We start from the raw sequence: 14,578 nt of genomic DNA, 5'->3' as shown, positions 1-14,578 counted from the left end.
ATAGAAGAAAACTGCTTGATTGAACCTTAAGGATTGCCTGGGTGAGGCCTGGCGCCTTGATCAAGGTCTGATGAGCATCAAGGCGCATTGGAAGATTCAGCGCTACACTTTGTGCAGTTTATTTGTGAGGAAGTTATGTTACGTACGCTTTTAAATACTTCTGTTGTGATGTTGATGTCATCAGGTGTTGCATTGGCCGCTCATCATGGTGACCATGGGCAGTCGCCTGCTCATGGTGGTCAATCCCATGCTATGGCGCATGCGGCGCCACAAGTCGACACCGCTAACTTAGCTGTGGCCCAGGGCGTTGTCGCCGAAGCGTGTTGGGTAAGGTTGTTGCCGGCTCCGGCGCCATCGGCAGGTTACTTTGTGGTTAAAAACAGCACTGGCGCGCCGGTTAGCGTTGTGGGAGCGGCTGCCCCTAAAGACTATGGTCTGTTAATGGTGCATCAAACGCGCCACGAAAATGGCATGAGTCGCATGGGCATGGTCGATGAGGTTGCCGTCCCGGCCGGGGGGCAGCTCGAATTCAAGCCAGGCGGCTATCACATCATGCTCGAGCAGCCTCGTCGTGATGTTGCTGTGGGCGACACCATTCAGGTTGATCTAGTGTTGAAGTCGGGTCAAAAAGTCGTGGCCAGCTGCGAAGTCAAGCCGGCTGGCACGATGCCCGGGAAGATGTCGCACTAACGAACCAAACCGGGGTTATGCCGGCAGTGCGGTTTGCTCGCCGGCAAAAAAAGTAAGTACTTTCCGGTTGAAGCTTTTAGGGTTGGCCAGGTTCATGCCATGCGAGGCGAGGGGCACCGTGTCTCGGCTTGCGCCGGCTAGCCTGGGCGCCAAAGCATCGATAATCTGGCGATAGCGCTGCGGGCTATTGCTTCCCCCAAGCAATAAAACCGGACAGCTGACCCGACTTGCGGTGTCTAGGTCGTACAGCGTATCGGCCTCTAGCGCCTGTGAAAGCAGCGTGCCCGCGTTGTCGCGCACCATAGTTTTGAACCAGCCGGTCATTCGGCGCCAGGTGTCGGGGCCGCTAACCGTGTCAATAAAGGTTTCTAGGCCTGCTTCGGTCAACCCTTGAGCAACCGATTGTGCTGCATTGTTGATAAAGCCGCTGTTGCGCGAGACGCCCGGGACGTTCATGCCAGGGTCGGCTAAAACCATGCTGCGCACAAGTTCAGGCGCTTGTATGGCCATTTCGAGGGCGACGTGGGCACCCCGTGAATGCCCGACAATATCGACAGGCTCATCCGGGGTGGTCGCGCGTATCAGCGCGACCAGGTCGGCCGCATGTTGTTGTACCGAGAACCGAGGGTCGGGGACTGTGCTGGTATGGGGCCAGAACCCCCGCAAGCTGGGCGCGATAACACGCCCGTACTCGGCAAAGGGCGCCATTTGCCAGCGCCAGTATCGGTAGTCGCACAACGAGCCGTGAATCAGCAGCGTGGTTCGCCCATAGCCCAGTTCGACGAACGTCAACGGGGCATGATCTGCGAGTGCGAATACTTTCTCGGGTAGCTCGAGTGCTGGCATAAGGCCCGTCGGATTACTGCAAAAGTTTGAGACGGTCTTGGGCAGTGCGCGCTGCATTGCTGCCCGGGTAATCGGCCACGATACGTTTCAGGCTTGCGGTGGCGCCGCCCAGGTCGTTCAGTTCGATTTGCGCAGCGGCCACAATCAGCAAGGCATCTGCGGCCCGGTTGCTGTCTGGGTGACCTTGAACCAGCGCCCCTAGGGCTTGGACTGCACCTTTGAAATCTTTGGCGGCATAGAGGCTGCTGCCTTGGTAAAACTGTGCATCAACCACCAATTGGCTGTTGGGGTATTGCGTTAAAAAAGTCTTGAACCCGTCGGCGGCGTCTTTGTATTTCCCTTCGCGGAACTGCGCCATGGGCGTATTGAAAGCAGCTTGCTCTTGTGGGTTGCTGACTTGCGCTGCAGGGCCATTGCCCAGACCATTGCCGTTTTTAATATCCAGTTCGAAGCGGATGCGTTCGATCTGGCCGCGCAGGCTGGTGACTTCCTGGCGAAGCGTTTCGAGCTGATCGGCCAGTAACAAACGGGCCTGGCGGTTCTGCTCGGTCAGAACACGGACTTGTTCGCGCAATTCCAGAATGGCACGGCGTGCGTCGTCGTCGGCAAAGGCATGTGCAACGCTGGTTGATAGCGCTAGCGCACTAAAAGATGCGGTCAGGGCGATGCGGCGAAGCGTAAACAAAGAGTTCGTCATAAGGTGTGTCCCATTCAAGTGAAAACGCCGCGGCGGGAAGCCGCCACGGCGCTTTGTTGATGCAGATTATGCCAAAAAATCAACGTTGGTAGTTGATGTCTGCGCGACGGTTCTCTGCGTAATCGGCCTCGGTGTTACCCATGGCTTTCGGGCGCTCTTTACCGAAACTGATGGTTTCGATTTGGTCGGCACGTACACCCATCAGCGTCATCATGCGGGCAACAGCTTCGGAACGGCGCTGGCCCAGTGCCAGGTTGTATTCCGAACCACCGCGCGCGTCAGCGTGGCCCTCGACGCGAACGCGTTGCTGGCTGTTTGCGGTGAGGTAAGACGAATGCATTTCTACAACGTTGCGATACTGTTCAGGCACGACGTAGCTGTCGAACTCGAAGTAAACGGAGCGTTGTTGCGCCAGCGGGCTTTGCGGGTTGAAGGGATCCATGACCATACCGGTCGAGGACCCAGCACCCGAACCCGAGCCGGATCCGGCCTGGTCAAGCGGTACAGAGCTGCAAGCTGCCAGAGCGGCAGTTAAAGCAGCAACACTTAGCGTTTTTGTAATGCGCGAGCTCATTTAAGTTCCTTTAGAAAAAGAGTCACACTAGAAATTAATTGGTAAAAGGGCCCCAGGTCGGTTCACGGACCTTGCCATCGAGTGTCGACAGCGTTTGCCGGACACGGCCATCGACCGAAACCACGGCCAGCACACTGCGGCCGTTTTGGACGGCGCTATGAAGCACTTGCATACCGTTGGGTGCAAAACTTGGTGACTGGTCGTCGGGGCCTGCTGTTAACAGCTGTTCCGAACCCGTGTTCATGTTTTGCAATGCAATACGGAAAGCACCGTCTCTACGTGTAACGTACACCAAACTGTTACCGTCGGGCGAGAGTGCTGGTGAGATGTTGTAACTTCCGTTAAAAGTTATACGTCGTGCTTCGCCGCCAGTTACCGGCACGCGGTAGATTTGCGGGCTGCCGCTTCGGTCGCTGGTAAACACAATCGATGCACCGTCGGGCGAGAATTGCGGCTCGGTGTCGATAAGCGGCGAACGCATGATTCGACGCAGGTCTGAGCCATCGTTGCGGATCGTATAAATTTGCGAAATGCCGTCTCGCGAAAGCACCACGGCAAGCAGGCTGCCGTCTGGGGACCATGCGGGCGCACTGTTGTTACCCTTGAAGTTGGCCAAGGGCAGACGTTGGCCGGTCGCCAGCGTTTGTACATACACTACAGGCTTGCCCAGTTCGAAGCTGACGTAAGCCAGTTGTTTGCCATCGGGCGACCACGCGGGCGAAATAATCGAGTGTTTCGAGCGCAGCATGACCTGCGGGTTCTGGCCGTCGGCGTCTGCAATTTGTAACTCATAGACGTCGCCTTTTTGTACCACATAAGCCAGACGTGTTGAAAAAACGCCACGCACACCTGTAATTTTTTCGTAGATCCGGTCGGCGATCCGGTGCGCAACGCGGCGAAGCTCACGTTCGTTGCCGGCAAAAGCAATCCCATCAAGTTCGGTTTTGCGTACGGTGTCCGACAGGCGGTAGGTAATGGTGTACTGGCCGCCGGCTTCGGTAATTGAACCATAGGCAATGTAGTCGGCACCTCGACCTCGCCAATCGTCGTGGGCGACTGGGGTTTCGGCACTTAGTGTTGCCCCTGTGGCGTTTACAAGGCGGAACTGCCCTGATCGGGTCAGGTCGGCACGAATGACTTCGGCCAGGTTTGCGCCTTGCGGATTGCCCTGAAAGTCGGCGATGGCAATGGGGTACTGGGTGGCGCCTACGCCTGAAATATCGACGCGTAATTGCGCCGAGGCCGGTGTGGTGAGCGCCACACTGGCGATTACCGCAAGGCCCCAGGCCTGCAGTCGCCCGAGCGTTCGGGCGACGGTTTTTGCGAAGGTGACACGGGTCATTTCGACAATCTCCTGTTGGTCGTGCTATTGATCGTACATATAGTAGTACCCATCGATGTACGGCGGGTACTTGCCGGATGGCGGTGCCGGGAAGGGGTTGCAGCCGCGCACGCCGTTTTCTACGGCGCGGTCGAAACCGGAAATGCCCGACGAGCGGCGGATCTCGACGTCTTGTACACGTCCTTGAGCATTGAGCATAACGCGGAACTGCACGGTTGGGTTTGCGCCCGCGCGCGGCGGAATAGGGTAAGTGACTCGCGGCTTGATGCAGGCCCTGACTTGTGCGGCATATCCGTTATCGTTGCCACCGCCACCGGCCTGGTTGCGGTCGGCCGTGCCACCCGGAATACCGGCAGCACCTAGTGCATCACCTCGCATGGCTTGTTTAATGGCTTCACGCTTAGCCGCTTCTTCTTTGGCCTTTTTCTCGGCTGCGGCCTTGCGTGCGGCTTCTTCTTTGGCTTTCTTTTCGGCAGCTGCTTTTTTGGCGGCTTCTTCTTTGGCCTTGCGTTCAGCCTCGGCTTTCGCCTTCTGCTCCGCCTCGGTCTTAGCTTTTTGCTCGGCCGCTTCTTTGGCTTTACGCTCTGCCTCAGCCTTGCGTTCGGATTCTTCCTTGGCTTTGCGCTCGGCTTCAGCCTTCGCTTTACGATCAGCCTCTTCCTTGGCTTTACGCTCAGCCTCTTGTTTGGCTTTTAATTCGGCCGCCTTGCGGTCTGCCTCTTCGCGCGCCTTGCGCTCGCGCTCTTGTTGGGCAAGGCGCTCTTTGCGTTCCTGCTCGGCTTTTTCCTGGCGTGCTTTTTCGAGCGCAATCTCGGGATCAACCTGAGGCGGCTCGGGGATGGGCTCGGGGCGCACTTGCGGTGCAGGCTCTGGTTCTGGCGCAGGTGCCGGTGCCGGAGGTTCAGGCGTAGGTTCAGGAGCAGGGACGGGCTCTGGCTCGGGCTGCGGCTCAGGTTCTGGAGTGTCTTCGGTGGCCGTTTCTTCCTGGGGCTCTTGAACGGCGTTTGGCGATACGCCGTCGGCCCAGAGTTCGACCTGAACCGGAGCGGGCGTTTGAGGCGCCGATGTCAAGACCCCCAACAGCAATATCAGACCCAGTGCAACGTGTGCCGAAATGGCATACACGAAGCCGCGACGATCATCGAGCTGTTCGGGAGATTGACCAGAGGGTTCAGACCAAAGCCACTTCATGCATCAAGCCTATGTTATTTCTGGTCGGGGTTGCCAGCGCTTTGATCAACCAGCAAGCCGAGGCGCGACACGCCATTACTGCGCAACTTGTCCATTACTTCCATTACTTTTTCGTACGGTACTTTGCCGTCGGCAGCAATCACGACAGGCGTGTCGGCGGTGATGCGCGAGCGCACCTCGTCGACCAAGGCTTCGTTGGCAATTGATTCGAATTCGGCACCGGCGATGCGTTTACGCAAAGAGACGGTGCCGTTTTCCTCTATCTGTACTTCGAGCGGCTCGGTGGGGACTTCAGCAGCGCGACCGACCGATGGTAGCTCGATAATGCCGGGCGTGATCATGGGGGCGGTCACCATGAAAATGATCAGCAAAACCAGCATGACGTCGATATAGGGGACGACGTTGATCTCGTTTTTGAGCCGGCGGCCTGATGAGCGCCCCATGCTACTGCGGTTAGAGGACATCAGCGCACCTGACGTTGCAGAATATTGAGGAATTCGTCGATGAAGCTGTCAAAGCGAATCGACAGGCGATCGATTTCGTTTGTGTAACGGTTGTAGGCAACGACAGCTGGAATTGCCGCAAACAAGCCGATGGCGGTTGCAATCAGGGCTTCGGCAATACCCGGCGCTACTGCGGCCAGCGTCGCCTGTTGCACGGTGGATAAGCCCAGGAACGCGTGCATGATGCCCCATACCGTACCCAATAGCCCAATGTATGGGCTAACGGATCCAGCCGATGCCAAAAAGTTCAGGTGTGATTCCAGATTGTCCATTTCGCGCTGGTACGAAGCGCGCATGGCGCGTCGTGGGCCGTCGAGCAGGGCGTCGGTATTACCGTTGGCCCGACGGGCCTTGATGAATTCGGTCATGCCGGCATCGAAAATACGTGCCAGGGCCCCGTAATCGGCAGGGCTGGTTGATACGGATTGCTGCAGGGCAGTCAGGTCACCGCCGGCCCAGAAGTCGTCTTCAAAGAGCTTGGTTTGTTCGTGTGCACGTTTCAGGGCGGTGCGTTTGCTGAAAATGTACGTCCAGGACAGCACGGAAATACCAACCAGAATCAGCATCACGAGCTGTACCGGAATACTGGCGTCAAGAATTAGCGAGACGATAGACAAGTCGCTGGTGGGCTGCATGTTTATACCTGAACCTTTTCCAATAATGTTTTGAGTTCGTCGGGCAGTGCTGCCGGACGCAAGGTGTTTGCGTCAACGCAGCAAATTTGTATATTTCCTTCACACAGGCGTTGGCCATCGAGCTCTGCACATTGGAAAAAGTCGATGGACGCCCGCCCCACCCGGGTGATCTGGCTGTTGATGGTCAGCAGATCATCAAGCTTTGCCGGCTTGATATACCGGGTGTCGAGTTGCTTCACCACGAAAATTCGCTGTTCGGTAACAGCCAGTTCTGACTGGTTGACACCCAGTCTGCGCAACCATTCGGTGCGACCTCGTTCGAAGAACTTGAGGTAATTGGCGTAGAAAACGACGCCGCCGGCGTCGGTATCTTCGTAGTAAACACGAACAGCTAACGTTGATTGCACGTTGTTTGAATCAGGTGGCATGGGCGCGCAATTTTAACTGTTCCAGAACGAAATCAGTGGCTTGTGCAACAGTTATTTTTTCGGCCTCGGACTGTCGCCGATGCTGGATCTCGACAACCCCTTCTTTCAGGCCGCGGTCGCCAACCGTGACACGAACGGGAACGCCGATAAGCTCCCACTCGGCAAACATCACACCGGGGCGAATATCGCGATCGTCGATGATGACGTCAGCGCCGTTTGAAATCAAGTCTTGATACAGTTGCTCAGCAGTGTTTCGAACGGTTTCACTTTTGTGCGCATTCAGCGGGCAGATAACCACCTGGAAGGGGGCGATGGCTTCGGGCCAGATCATGCCGCGATCATCGTGGTTTTGTTCAATGGCTGCCGCAGCGATGCGACTGATGCCAATACCGTAGCAGCCCATTTGCATGATTGCCGGCTTGCCATCGGTATCCAGGAAGGTTGCGTTCAGGGCTTTGGAGTATTTGTCGCCCAAGAAGAAGATATGACCCACCTCGATACCGCGCTGGATGTTCAGCGTGCCACCGTTAGGGTCGGCGTCGCCGGCCACAACGTTGCGCAAGTCTGCGACAAGGTTGGGTTCGGGCAAGTCGCGACCCCAATTCACGCCATCAAGGTGGAAGCCGTCTTCGTTGGCGCCGCAGATGAAGTCGCTCATATTGGCAACGGTTTTGTCGGCAATGATGGTGACTGGCTCTGCTGGAGCTACCGGCCCTAAGGATCCGGGGCTGCACCCGAAAGCACGTTTGATTTCTTCGTCGGTGGCAAAACGGAACCCTTGATTCAGCCCGGGCAGTTTGCCTACCTTGACTTCGTTTAGCTCATGATCACCGCGGATCAGCAGTGCAAAAATCTGTGTGGTCTTGATCTCTTCGGTGGGCTCGACGGCCAGAACGACGGTTTTGACCGTATCTGAAAGCTGGCGCTTCAATAATGCAGCAACCTCTTCGCATTTGGTCATGCTGGGTGTGGCTACTTTTTCCATGGCTTTGCCGGCCGGTGCCCGTGTGGCAAGTAAGGCGGGGGCGTCGGCAAGTTCGATATTGGCGGCGTACTGCGACTGGGGGTTATACACAATCAGGTCTTCACCCGTGTTGGCAATGACCTGGAATTCGTGACTACGCGACCCCCCGATTGACCCTGTATCGGCCGCAACCGCCCTGAACTCAAGCCCGAGACGCGTGAAAATTTTCATGTAAGCGTCGTACATATTGTCGTAGCTGGCCTGTGCGGCTTCTTCGTTGCGATCAAACGAATACGCATCTTTCATGGTGAATTCGCGGCCGCGCATCAGCCCGAAACGGGGGCGGCGTTCGTCGCGGAACTTGGTCTGGATGTGGTAGAAGTTGACCGGAAGCTGACGCCAGCTCTGAATTTCGTTACGGGCAATGTCTGTGACGACCTCTTCAGAGGTGGGCTGGAGGACGAAGTCGCGCTGATGGCGGTCTTTGATCCGGAGTAATTCGGGGCCATAGGCGGTCCAGCGCCCTGACTCTTCCCATAGCTCGGCGGGCTGTACCAATGGCATCAGCAGTTCAACTGCGCCCGCCCGGTCCATTTCTTCGCGCACAATGGCTTCAATTTTCTTCAGTACCCGCAAGCCCAGCGGCATGTAGGTGTAAATGCCGCCCGCAATTTTGCGGATCATGCCGGCTCTTGTCATCAGCTGGTGGCTGGTGACTTCCGCTTCGGCTGGGGCTTCTTTCAGGGTGTTGATGTGATACTTGGATGCGCGCATGGTGAGGATCTCTGCAGATACGTATAATCGGGTGTAATTGTATTAAATTCGTTATAGAGGTGGCCTATGTTAGACCGTGAAGGCTACCGTCCTAATGTCGGCATTATCCTCGTTAATCATAAAAACGAGGTGTTTTGGGGTAAACGCATTCGGGAGCATTCCTGGCAGTTTCCGCAGGGTGGTATCAAATACGGCGAAAGCCCGGTGCAGGCCATGTACCGTGAGCTGCGCGAAGAAGTGGGTTTGCTACCAGAACATGTCCGAATTTTAGGGCGTACACGCAATTGGTTACGTTACAACGTACCCAATGATTTTATCCGTCGCGACTCAAGGGGTATTTACAAAGGGCAAAAGCAAATCTGGTTTCTGTTGCGGATGGTGGGGCGCGATTCCGATGTCAGTTTGCGTGCGACCAGGCATCCCGAATTCGACGCCTGGCGTTGGAGTCATTATTGGGTGCCACTTGATGCAGTTATCGAGTTCAAGCGCGATGTCTATACGCAAGCCCTGAATGAACTCGCCGGTATTTTGTTTCGACGCGTTAACGAACGTCGTTATTTGCGTCAGCGGCCGCAGGCCGCTAAGGGCGACGCGGCAAAGCCCGTTGCAGCTAAATTTGCGGCCGCCCCGGAAGGGTCACCCTAAAGGGGCTGTTTAGGCTGGGGTAGGCGGGTAATCAGGCTCGACGTATCCCAGCGGCCACCGCCTGTTTTCTGTACCTCGGCATAAAACTGGTCTATCAGGGCTGTGCCGGGTACGCTGGCTCCGTTTCGCCGGGCTTCGTCCAACACCAACCCTAGGTCTTTGCGCATCCAGTCAACTGCAAAACCGAAGTCAAACTGGTTGCTAACCATGGTGCGACCGCGGTTTTCCATTTGCCAGCTTTGCGCAGCGCCTTTGCTGATCACCGACAAGACCTTTTCCATATCCAACCCGGCAGTCTTGCCAAAAGCGATGGCCTCAGAAAGGCCCTGCAGTACGCCGGCCACGCAAATCTGGTTCACCATTTTGCACAACTGACCTGCGCCAGAGGCGCCCATGTGCGTGGTCGCCTGAGCGTAGGCCTGCATGATGGGCTTGGCTCGGGCAAAGTCGGTCACGTCTCCGCCGCACATCACGGTGAGTATGCCTTGTACGGCACCGTTCTGCCCCCCTGAGACCGGCGCGTCCAAAAAATGCAGCCCGACGTTTCGTGCCGCGTCGTAAAGTTCACGTGCCACGTCGGCAGATGCCGTGGTGTGATCAACGCAGAGGGCGCCAGGCTTCATGCCGGAAAACGCACCGTCTTTACCGGTTAGTACGCTGCGCAGGTCGTTGTCGTTGCCTACGCAGCAAAAAACGACGTCTGCGCCTGCTGCTGCCTGGGCGGGTGTGGGTGCTGTAACGCCGTCAAACTCCGCTGCCCAGCGGCTGGCCTTTTCGGGTGAGCGGTTGTAAACGCAAACTTGATGGCCGGCCTTGGCCAGATGACCGGCCATGGGGTAGCCCATCGCGCCCAGCCCGATAAACGCCACTTTTAAGGGCGAGATGTTTTCGTAGCTTCGGGGTGCGATTGATGCTGACATGACAAGGCTCCGTGATGTCGTAGAAAGTTAGGCAATTTCGGTTATTCTAACGGCTCCATAGACTTGATCGCGGGGCTTTTCTTCGAAAGCGCCTGTGGTTTACCATATCGCCATGTTGCAAGATCTAGAATCTCTGGCCGCTCGTGTTGGCCAACTGGTTGAGCTTTCCCGTCGGCTTCAGTCGCAAAACGAAACGCTTGTTCAGCGCGCTACCCGTGCTGAACAAGAGCGTGATGCGCTGCGTGACCAGCTTAGCCAGCAAGCCATCGAATATAAAGACGTTGCCGCTCAGGCTGCGCGTCATCAGGCCGAAATGGATGCCCTGCGGGCGCAGGCCGATGCCGAGGTTCACAGCCTGCGTCAGCAGGCCGCTCAAATCGAATCCAGCCTGCGCGCACAAGCCGACAGCGCTGTGGCCCAGCTCAAAGAGCAGCTCGAACGCCAGCAAGCCGAGCAGGCTGCAGTCCGGCAAAACCTGCAAGCCAGCCAGTCCGAAACCTCCAGCCTGCGTCAAGCCGTCGAGTCCGCTCGGCAGCGTATCGACGCCGTACTTATGCGCCTGCCCGGCGCGCCTCAGGAGTAACCCCGCATGGAACGCGTCGATGTTTCAATTTTGGGCCGCGATTATTCCCTGGCATGCTCGCCCTCCGAAAAAGATGATTTGCTCTCTGCCGTCCGATTTGTTGATCAGCGCATGCTGGCCATCAAAGGGTCTGGTAAAATCTCAAGCAATGAACGCATTGCCGTTATGGCAGCCATTCAAATTGCTGCCGAACTTTTAGCCATGCGGGCCCCAGACGGGCCATTGGGTGAAGTCGCCGTTGGCGACTTTAAACGTCGCCTCGAAGATATGCATCGCCAGCTCGATCTGGTTTTGCCCCAACAGGCGGCCCCCAGTAATTAGTTAGCACCAAATTTCAAGCCAGGCCCGGTATTTACATACGGTTTCGGTAAACAGCCGTTTTATCTACTAAGCTGTGGCTTGTACAAGTTAGTCCCTGCAGTGTTCGTGACTTGACCTTACATTTCTTGAACCAATGCTTATGGCATTAGGTTGCCGGATTGACAAGTAGGAGTGAACGTCTTAACTGACGATCCCGAAACTTGACTGAAGGCGACCACCTTGAACCCTCGGTTCCAGGATGCCGGTCTTGACGGCACAGGCGGGGCATTTTTGAAGACAGGCCCGCATTAATGCGGGCCTGTCTATTTCGGAGCTAACGCATGTCTTACTTGTTTACCTTGGCTAAGCCTTTTTCAATTGCCCCGTTGGTATTAAGCGCCGCCCTTGCGGTCGTGGGTGCGCCCGCCGCGGTCGCCCAAAACATAATGCCCGAGGCGCCTGCGCAGGTTCGCAGCGGCCAATTGCCAATGGCAACCCTTAACGCCTCGGCCTCGTCGCAGGTCAGCCAAGACACCATAAAAATCACCCTCGCAGCGCAAGTAGCAGACGCCAGTCATCAGGCGGTCAGCAGTCAGTTAACCCAAGCGCTCGACAGTGTCGTCAAACAGGCCAAAGCCGTCAGCTCGGTTAAAACTTATTCGGGCAATTACCGTGTTTGGCCGCTCACCAACGACGAAGGGAAAATCACCGGTTGGCAGGGGCGTGCTGAAGTCATTCTTGAATCAACCGACTTCGGCGCGGCTTCGGGTTTGGCCGGCAAGCTCTCCGAGCTTATGCCTATTGCCAACTTGCAGTTCTCTGTTTCCCCGCAATTAAGGGCGAAAGCGGAAGCCGACTTGCTCAATGACGCTGCTCAGGCGTTTAAGGGGCGTGCCCAAGCCGTCTCGCAGGCGTTTGGTTATCAGGGGTTTCGTATTAAAACTTTGTCGCTCGATGGCGGCGGCGCCGAATACACGCCCATGCCGCGCATGATGATGGCAGCTAGCGCCGATAAAATGGCTGTGCCGCTCGAGGCTGGTGTGGAGACTGTTACGGTGTCTGTTCGGGGTGAGGTTTACTTGCTCGAAAATAAATAAGCAAGCCCAGGGCGATCATGGGCAGGCAAAGTAGCTGTCCCATGGTTAGCGACCCGAGTACTGGGCCCAAAAATGCATCGGGCTCTCGGGTGTATTCGGCTAAAAATCTGAATACACCGTAGCCCATCAAAAACAGGGCGCTCACTTGACCTGTAGCTCGGGGCTTGCGGGCAAACCACCAAAGCACGGCAAATAGCAGTATGCCCTCTAGCGCCATTTCGTAAAGTTGTGAGGGGTGGCGAGTTAGGTTGTCACCCAGTTGCGGGAACACCATGCCCCAAGGGACGTCGGTGGGGCGGCCCCACAGTTCGCCATTAATGAAATTGCCCAGTCGCCCCGTGGCTAGGCCCAAGGGTATTAAAGGGGCAATGAAGTCGCCTAATTCCAAAAAGGTTCGCCCCTTTTGGCGCGCCAATATAAACAGTACAACCAATACGCCGATCAGCCCGCCATGAAAAGACATGCCGCCTTGCCAGAGATAAAAAATTTCGATGGGGTTTTGCAGGTATTCGGCAGGCTTGTAGAACAGGATGTAGCCCAGCCTTCCGCCCGCGATGACGCCAATAACCCCGTAAAAAATGATGTCTTCCAGGTCGCGCAGGCTCAGGTCGGTTTTTCCGTGGTTGATTCTCCAACGGCCGGCCAGCCAAACCAAGCCAAAGCCAATAAGGTACATCAGGCCGTACCAGTGAATAGCGATGGGGCCAAGCTGCAGGGCGACGGGGTCAAATTGGGGGTGAACAAGCATGGAAAAGGGCCTTTAATCTTAGCGTCCGGCGCTGATAATTTGTTGGATGATAACGCGTTATCGTAGGCCGTTTCGGCGGCCTCGAAACTGTTTATGGCAGGTAGATTATGTATTTTCGCTTCGCAGTATTAAGCATAGGTTTAAGTTTGGCGGTGTATGCACCCGCGGGCGCTGCCCAAACGGTGGGCATTGGCCTTGCGCAAGCCAATAATTGCGTTGCGTGCCATCGTGTTGACGAGACCGAGGGTCGCAAGCGTCTGGGCCCCGATTTCGAAGTGGTGGCCAAGCGGTATCAGGGCAATGCTGCTGCCATCCCGCATCTGGCTACCAAAATTCGAAATGGTTCGCGTGGTGCCTGGGGGGCGGTGCCCATGCCTGCACAGTCTCACGTTAGCCAAGAAAATGCCGAACTGCTAGCCGCCTGGGTGTTGTCTTTGACGGGCGATGCCAGTGTCGGTTCAGGCCCGCATCTTGGCGACTCGGCCTCGTTGCCACGTTAACTAGTCGTGCATCGGCGCCCTTGTTACAGTAGTCTTTGCTGTAATTAATTAGAGCCGTGGTCGGCGAATCCCGTGGGCCACGTCCATTTCATTAAACGGAATCGCGTTCATGAGTTCATCCAAGACAACCGATGCTACACATGCCGGCGCTACGGCCAGCCTCGAAGAGGCCGTATTGGGCGGCGGTTGCTTCTGGTGTACAGAGTCGGTTTTTCAGTCGCTTCGTGGCGTTGTCGAGGTTAAGCCAGGCTATACCGGTGGCCATGTAGATAACCCCACATACGAGCAGGTGTGCGACAAGACGACAGGTCACATCGAAGTCGTGAAAGTGGTGTTCGACCCAGCCCAGATTTCTTTTGCTACATTGTTGCGCGTATTTTTTGCAACGCACGACCCAACAACACCCGATCAACAAGGCGCCGATATCGGCCCCCAATATGCCTCGGCCATTTTTTATCAGTCCGACGCGCAAAAAGAAACGGCGGCGCAAGTTATAGAAGAGGTGCAGACGCTATTGGGTCAGCCGGTCGTTACGCATCTTTTGCCGGCAGCGCGCTTTTGGGAGGCAGAGGTCTACCACCATAGTTACTACGCGCGTAATCCGTACCAGGGGTATTGTCAGTTTGTTATTGCCCCTAAGCTCGCCAAGCTGCGCCAATATTACGCCGATCTGCTGGCTGCGCCATAAGGTATTAGGCAAAGTGCCACTTTGCGGTGGTTGTGTAGCTATATAGTTGTGTGGGTTGTTTGGGTGGGTCGAGTCACAATTCCTTTCAAGCGGTTGCCCCCGCAAGGGTTCAGGCTTAATACAATAGGTTGTCGCAGGCGGAATTGCAGTAGTTTTTAAGTGGTGCTACAGCCAAATAATTGTCAGCCCAGTCGTAAACCGGCAGTTTTTGAACTATTTTGAATATTTTTCGCGGTTGACTTGCACACTTTAAAATAACCGTGCTATAGTTCGCCTCCTTTGCAGCACAGCCAATTCGGGTTTACCCGAATAGGCGGTAAAGCAAAGGGCGAGGCAGCAACTTTTTTTAAGCCGCGCAGTTGGGGTCCAGGTTCTGGGTTTCGGTTGTGGGGTTGGCCTGAATAAGGCGAGTTGTTCAAGTCGTGGTGGTGGTTTTAAGGAGTTGATTAAAAA

The 14,578-nt window shown here is 56.0% G+C and carries 18 protein-coding genes and 1 other RNA gene; 8 read left to right on the top strand and 11 right to left on the bottom strand.

Annotated features, from left to right (window positions below):
- Window positions 1–174 precede the first annotated feature (174 nt).
- Window positions 175–690, top strand: coding sequence for a copper chaperone PCu(A)C (locus CHR62_RS14715; RefSeq protein ID WP_158609137.1), 516 nt, complete (start codon window positions 175–177; stop codon window positions 688–690).
- 15 nt (window positions 691–705) lie between these two features.
- On the opposite strand, the gene CHR62_RS14710 is transcribed toward CHR62_RS14715, so the two are convergent.
- The 9 genes from CHR62_RS14710 to CHR62_RS14670 form a co-directional block, all read right to left on the bottom strand.
- Window positions 706–1,536 carry an alpha/beta fold hydrolase gene (locus CHR62_RS14710; RefSeq protein WP_093969610.1) on the bottom strand — a complete coding sequence of 277 codons (831 nt, stop codon included), beginning with the start codon at window positions 1,534–1,536 and terminating at the stop codon, window positions 706–708.
- Between the two features lie 13 nt (window positions 1,537–1,549).
- The gene (ybgF, locus tag CHR62_RS14705) at window positions 1,550–2,233 is read right to left on the bottom strand and encodes a tol-pal system protein YbgF (protein WP_123661429.1); all 684 of its coding nucleotides are present in this window, start codon (window positions 2,231–2,233) and stop codon (window positions 1,550–1,552) included.
- Window positions 2,234–2,312: 79 nt separating this feature from the next.
- Window positions 2,313–2,807: a peptidoglycan-associated lipoprotein Pal gene (gene pal / locus CHR62_RS14700; RefSeq protein WP_093969608.1), complete on the bottom strand. Its 495-nt coding sequence runs from the start codon at window positions 2,805–2,807 to the stop codon at window positions 2,313–2,315.
- A 34-nt stretch (window positions 2,808–2,841) separates the two neighbouring features.
- A complete protein-coding gene (tolB, locus tag CHR62_RS14695; RefSeq protein ID WP_093969607.1) occupies window positions 2,842–4,149 on the bottom strand; it encodes a Tol-Pal system beta propeller repeat protein TolB in 1,308 nt (435 codons plus the stop codon).
- 24 nt (window positions 4,150–4,173) lie between these two features.
- On the bottom strand, window positions 4,174–5,340 hold the full coding sequence (tolA, locus tag CHR62_RS14690; protein ID WP_123661428.1) for a cell envelope integrity protein TolA: 1,167 nt from the start codon (window positions 5,338–5,340) through the stop codon (window positions 4,174–4,176).
- A 14-nt stretch (window positions 5,341–5,354) separates the two neighbouring features.
- Window positions 5,355–5,804: a protein TolR gene (gene tolR / locus CHR62_RS14685; RefSeq protein ID WP_093969605.1), complete on the bottom strand. Its 450-nt coding sequence runs from the start codon at window positions 5,802–5,804 to the stop codon at window positions 5,355–5,357.
- Window positions 5,804–6,478, bottom strand: a complete 675-nt coding sequence (gene tolQ / locus CHR62_RS14680) for a protein TolQ (protein WP_093969604.1) — start codon at window positions 6,476–6,478, stop codon at window positions 5,804–5,806. The genes tolR and tolQ overlap by 1 nt, the downstream gene beginning before the upstream one ends.
- 2 nt (window positions 6,479–6,480) lie before the next feature.
- The gene (gene ybgC / locus CHR62_RS14675) at window positions 6,481–6,906 is read right to left on the bottom strand and encodes a tol-pal system-associated acyl-CoA thioesterase (protein WP_123661427.1); all 426 of its coding nucleotides are present in this window, start codon (window positions 6,904–6,906) and stop codon (window positions 6,481–6,483) included.
- The gene (locus tag CHR62_RS14670) at window positions 6,896–8,644 is read right to left on the bottom strand and encodes a proline--tRNA ligase (RefSeq protein WP_093969602.1); all 1,749 of its coding nucleotides are present in this window, start codon (window positions 8,642–8,644) and stop codon (window positions 6,896–6,898) included. Before CHR62_RS14670 ends, ybgC begins: the two co-directional genes overlap by 11 nt.
- 66 nt (window positions 8,645–8,710) lie before the next feature.
- Between CHR62_RS14670 and CHR62_RS14665 the strand changes: the two genes are divergently transcribed.
- A complete protein-coding gene (locus tag CHR62_RS14665) occupies window positions 8,711–9,289 on the top strand; it encodes an RNA pyrophosphohydrolase (protein WP_093969601.1) in 579 nt (192 codons plus the stop codon).
- Here CHR62_RS14665 and CHR62_RS14660 read toward each other — a convergent pair.
- Complete coding sequence (locus CHR62_RS14660; RefSeq protein ID WP_123661426.1) at window positions 9,286–10,209, bottom strand: NAD(P)-dependent oxidoreductase; 924 nt, start codon at window positions 10,207–10,209, stop codon at window positions 9,286–9,288. The two genes, CHR62_RS14665 and CHR62_RS14660, sit on opposite strands and share 4 nt — an antisense overlap.
- Before the next feature lie 112 nt (window positions 10,210–10,321).
- Here CHR62_RS14660 and CHR62_RS14655 point away from each other — a divergent pair, with 112 nt between their 5' ends.
- From CHR62_RS14655 to CHR62_RS14640, 4 genes are all read left to right on the top strand, one after another.
- Window positions 10,322–10,792 (top strand): hypothetical protein, encoded by a 471-nt coding sequence (locus tag CHR62_RS14655; protein ID WP_123661425.1) that lies wholly within the window; start codon window positions 10,322–10,324, stop codon window positions 10,790–10,792.
- A 6-nt stretch (window positions 10,793–10,798) separates the two neighbouring features.
- Window positions 10,799–11,113 (top strand): cell division protein ZapA, encoded by a 315-nt coding sequence (locus tag CHR62_RS14650; protein ID WP_093969598.1) that lies wholly within the window; start codon window positions 10,799–10,801, stop codon window positions 11,111–11,113.
- Between the two features lie 88 nt (window positions 11,114–11,201).
- Window positions 11,202–11,383: non-coding RNA, 6S RNA (gene ssrS / locus CHR62_RS14645), on the top strand.
- A 50-nt stretch (window positions 11,384–11,433) separates the two neighbouring features.
- Complete coding sequence (locus CHR62_RS14640; protein WP_093969597.1) at window positions 11,434–12,189, top strand: SIMPL domain-containing protein; 756 nt, start codon at window positions 11,434–11,436, stop codon at window positions 12,187–12,189.
- On the opposite strand, the gene lgt is transcribed toward CHR62_RS14640, so the two are convergent.
- Window positions 12,143–12,937: a prolipoprotein diacylglyceryl transferase gene (lgt, locus tag CHR62_RS14635; protein WP_093969596.1), complete on the bottom strand. Its 795-nt coding sequence runs from the start codon at window positions 12,935–12,937 to the stop codon at window positions 12,143–12,145. The two genes, CHR62_RS14640 and lgt, sit on opposite strands and share 47 nt — an antisense overlap.
- Before the next feature lie 107 nt (window positions 12,938–13,044).
- Here lgt and CHR62_RS14630 point away from each other — a divergent pair, with 107 nt between their 5' ends.
- Together CHR62_RS14630 and msrA are read left to right on the top strand one after the other, a co-directional pair.
- Window positions 13,045–13,437, top strand: coding sequence for a c-type cytochrome (locus CHR62_RS14630; protein ID WP_093969595.1), 393 nt, complete (start codon window positions 13,045–13,047; stop codon window positions 13,435–13,437).
- 109 nt (window positions 13,438–13,546) lie between these two features.
- A complete protein-coding gene (gene msrA / locus CHR62_RS14625) occupies window positions 13,547–14,125 on the top strand; it encodes a peptide-methionine (S)-S-oxide reductase MsrA (protein WP_123661424.1) in 579 nt (192 codons plus the stop codon).
- Window positions 14,126–14,578: the final 453 nt, after the last annotated feature.

The organism is Pusillimonas sp. NJUB218 (genome assembly GCF_003788685.1).
Taxonomy (GTDB): Bacteria; Pseudomonadota; Gammaproteobacteria; order Burkholderiales; family Burkholderiaceae_B; genus Neopusillimonas.
This window is presented reverse-complemented; position numbering and strand designations above follow the sequence as displayed.

Coding starts and splice junctions, on each gene's coding strand:
- CHR62_RS14715 (WP_158609137.1), top strand. CDS start 175: ATGTCATCAGGTGTTGCATTGGCCGCTCATCATGGTGACCATGGGCAG.
- CHR62_RS14710 (WP_093969610.1), bottom strand. CDS start 1,536: ATGCCAGCACTCGAGCTACCCGAGAAAGTATTCGCACTCGCAGATCAT.
- ybgF (WP_123661429.1), bottom strand. CDS start 2,233: ATGACGAACTCTTTGTTTACGCTTCGCCGCATCGCCCTGACCGCATCT.
- pal (WP_093969608.1), bottom strand. CDS start 2,807: ATGAGCTCGCGCATTACAAAAACGCTAAGTGTTGCTGCTTTAACTGCC.
- tolB (WP_093969607.1), bottom strand. CDS start 4,149: ATGACCCGTGTCACCTTCGCAAAAACCGTCGCCCGAACGCTCGGGCGA.
- tolA (WP_123661428.1), bottom strand. CDS start 5,340: ATGAAGTGGCTTTGGTCTGAACCCTCTGGTCAATCTCCCGAACAGCTC.
- tolR (WP_093969605.1), bottom strand. CDS start 5,804: ATGTCCTCTAACCGCAGTAGCATGGGGCGCTCATCAGGCCGCCGGCTC.
- tolQ (WP_093969604.1), bottom strand. CDS start 6,478: ATGCAGCCCACCAGCGACTTGTCTATCGTCTCGCTAATTCTTGACGCC.
- ybgC (WP_123661427.1), bottom strand. CDS start 6,906: ATGCCACCTGATTCAAACAACGTGCAATCAACGTTAGCTGTTCGTGTT.
- CHR62_RS14670 (WP_093969602.1), bottom strand. CDS start 8,644: ATGCGCGCATCCAAGTATCACATCAACACCCTGAAAGAAGCCCCAGCC.
- CHR62_RS14665 (WP_093969601.1), top strand. CDS start 8,711: ATGTTAGACCGTGAAGGCTACCGTCCTAATGTCGGCATTATCCTCGTT.
- CHR62_RS14660 (WP_123661426.1), bottom strand. CDS start 10,209: ATGTCAGCATCAATCGCACCCCGAAGCTACGAAAACATCTCGCCCTTA.
- CHR62_RS14655 (WP_123661425.1), top strand. CDS start 10,322: ATGTTGCAAGATCTAGAATCTCTGGCCGCTCGTGTTGGCCAACTGGTT.
- CHR62_RS14650 (WP_093969598.1), top strand. CDS start 10,799: ATGGAACGCGTCGATGTTTCAATTTTGGGCCGCGATTATTCCCTGGCA.
- CHR62_RS14640 (WP_093969597.1), top strand. CDS start 11,434: ATGTCTTACTTGTTTACCTTGGCTAAGCCTTTTTCAATTGCCCCGTTG.
- lgt (WP_093969596.1), bottom strand. CDS start 12,937: ATGCTTGTTCACCCCCAATTTGACCCCGTCGCCCTGCAGCTTGGCCCC.
- CHR62_RS14630 (WP_093969595.1), top strand. CDS start 13,045: ATGTATTTTCGCTTCGCAGTATTAAGCATAGGTTTAAGTTTGGCGGTG.
- msrA (WP_123661424.1), top strand. CDS start 13,547: ATGAGTTCATCCAAGACAACCGATGCTACACATGCCGGCGCTACGGCC.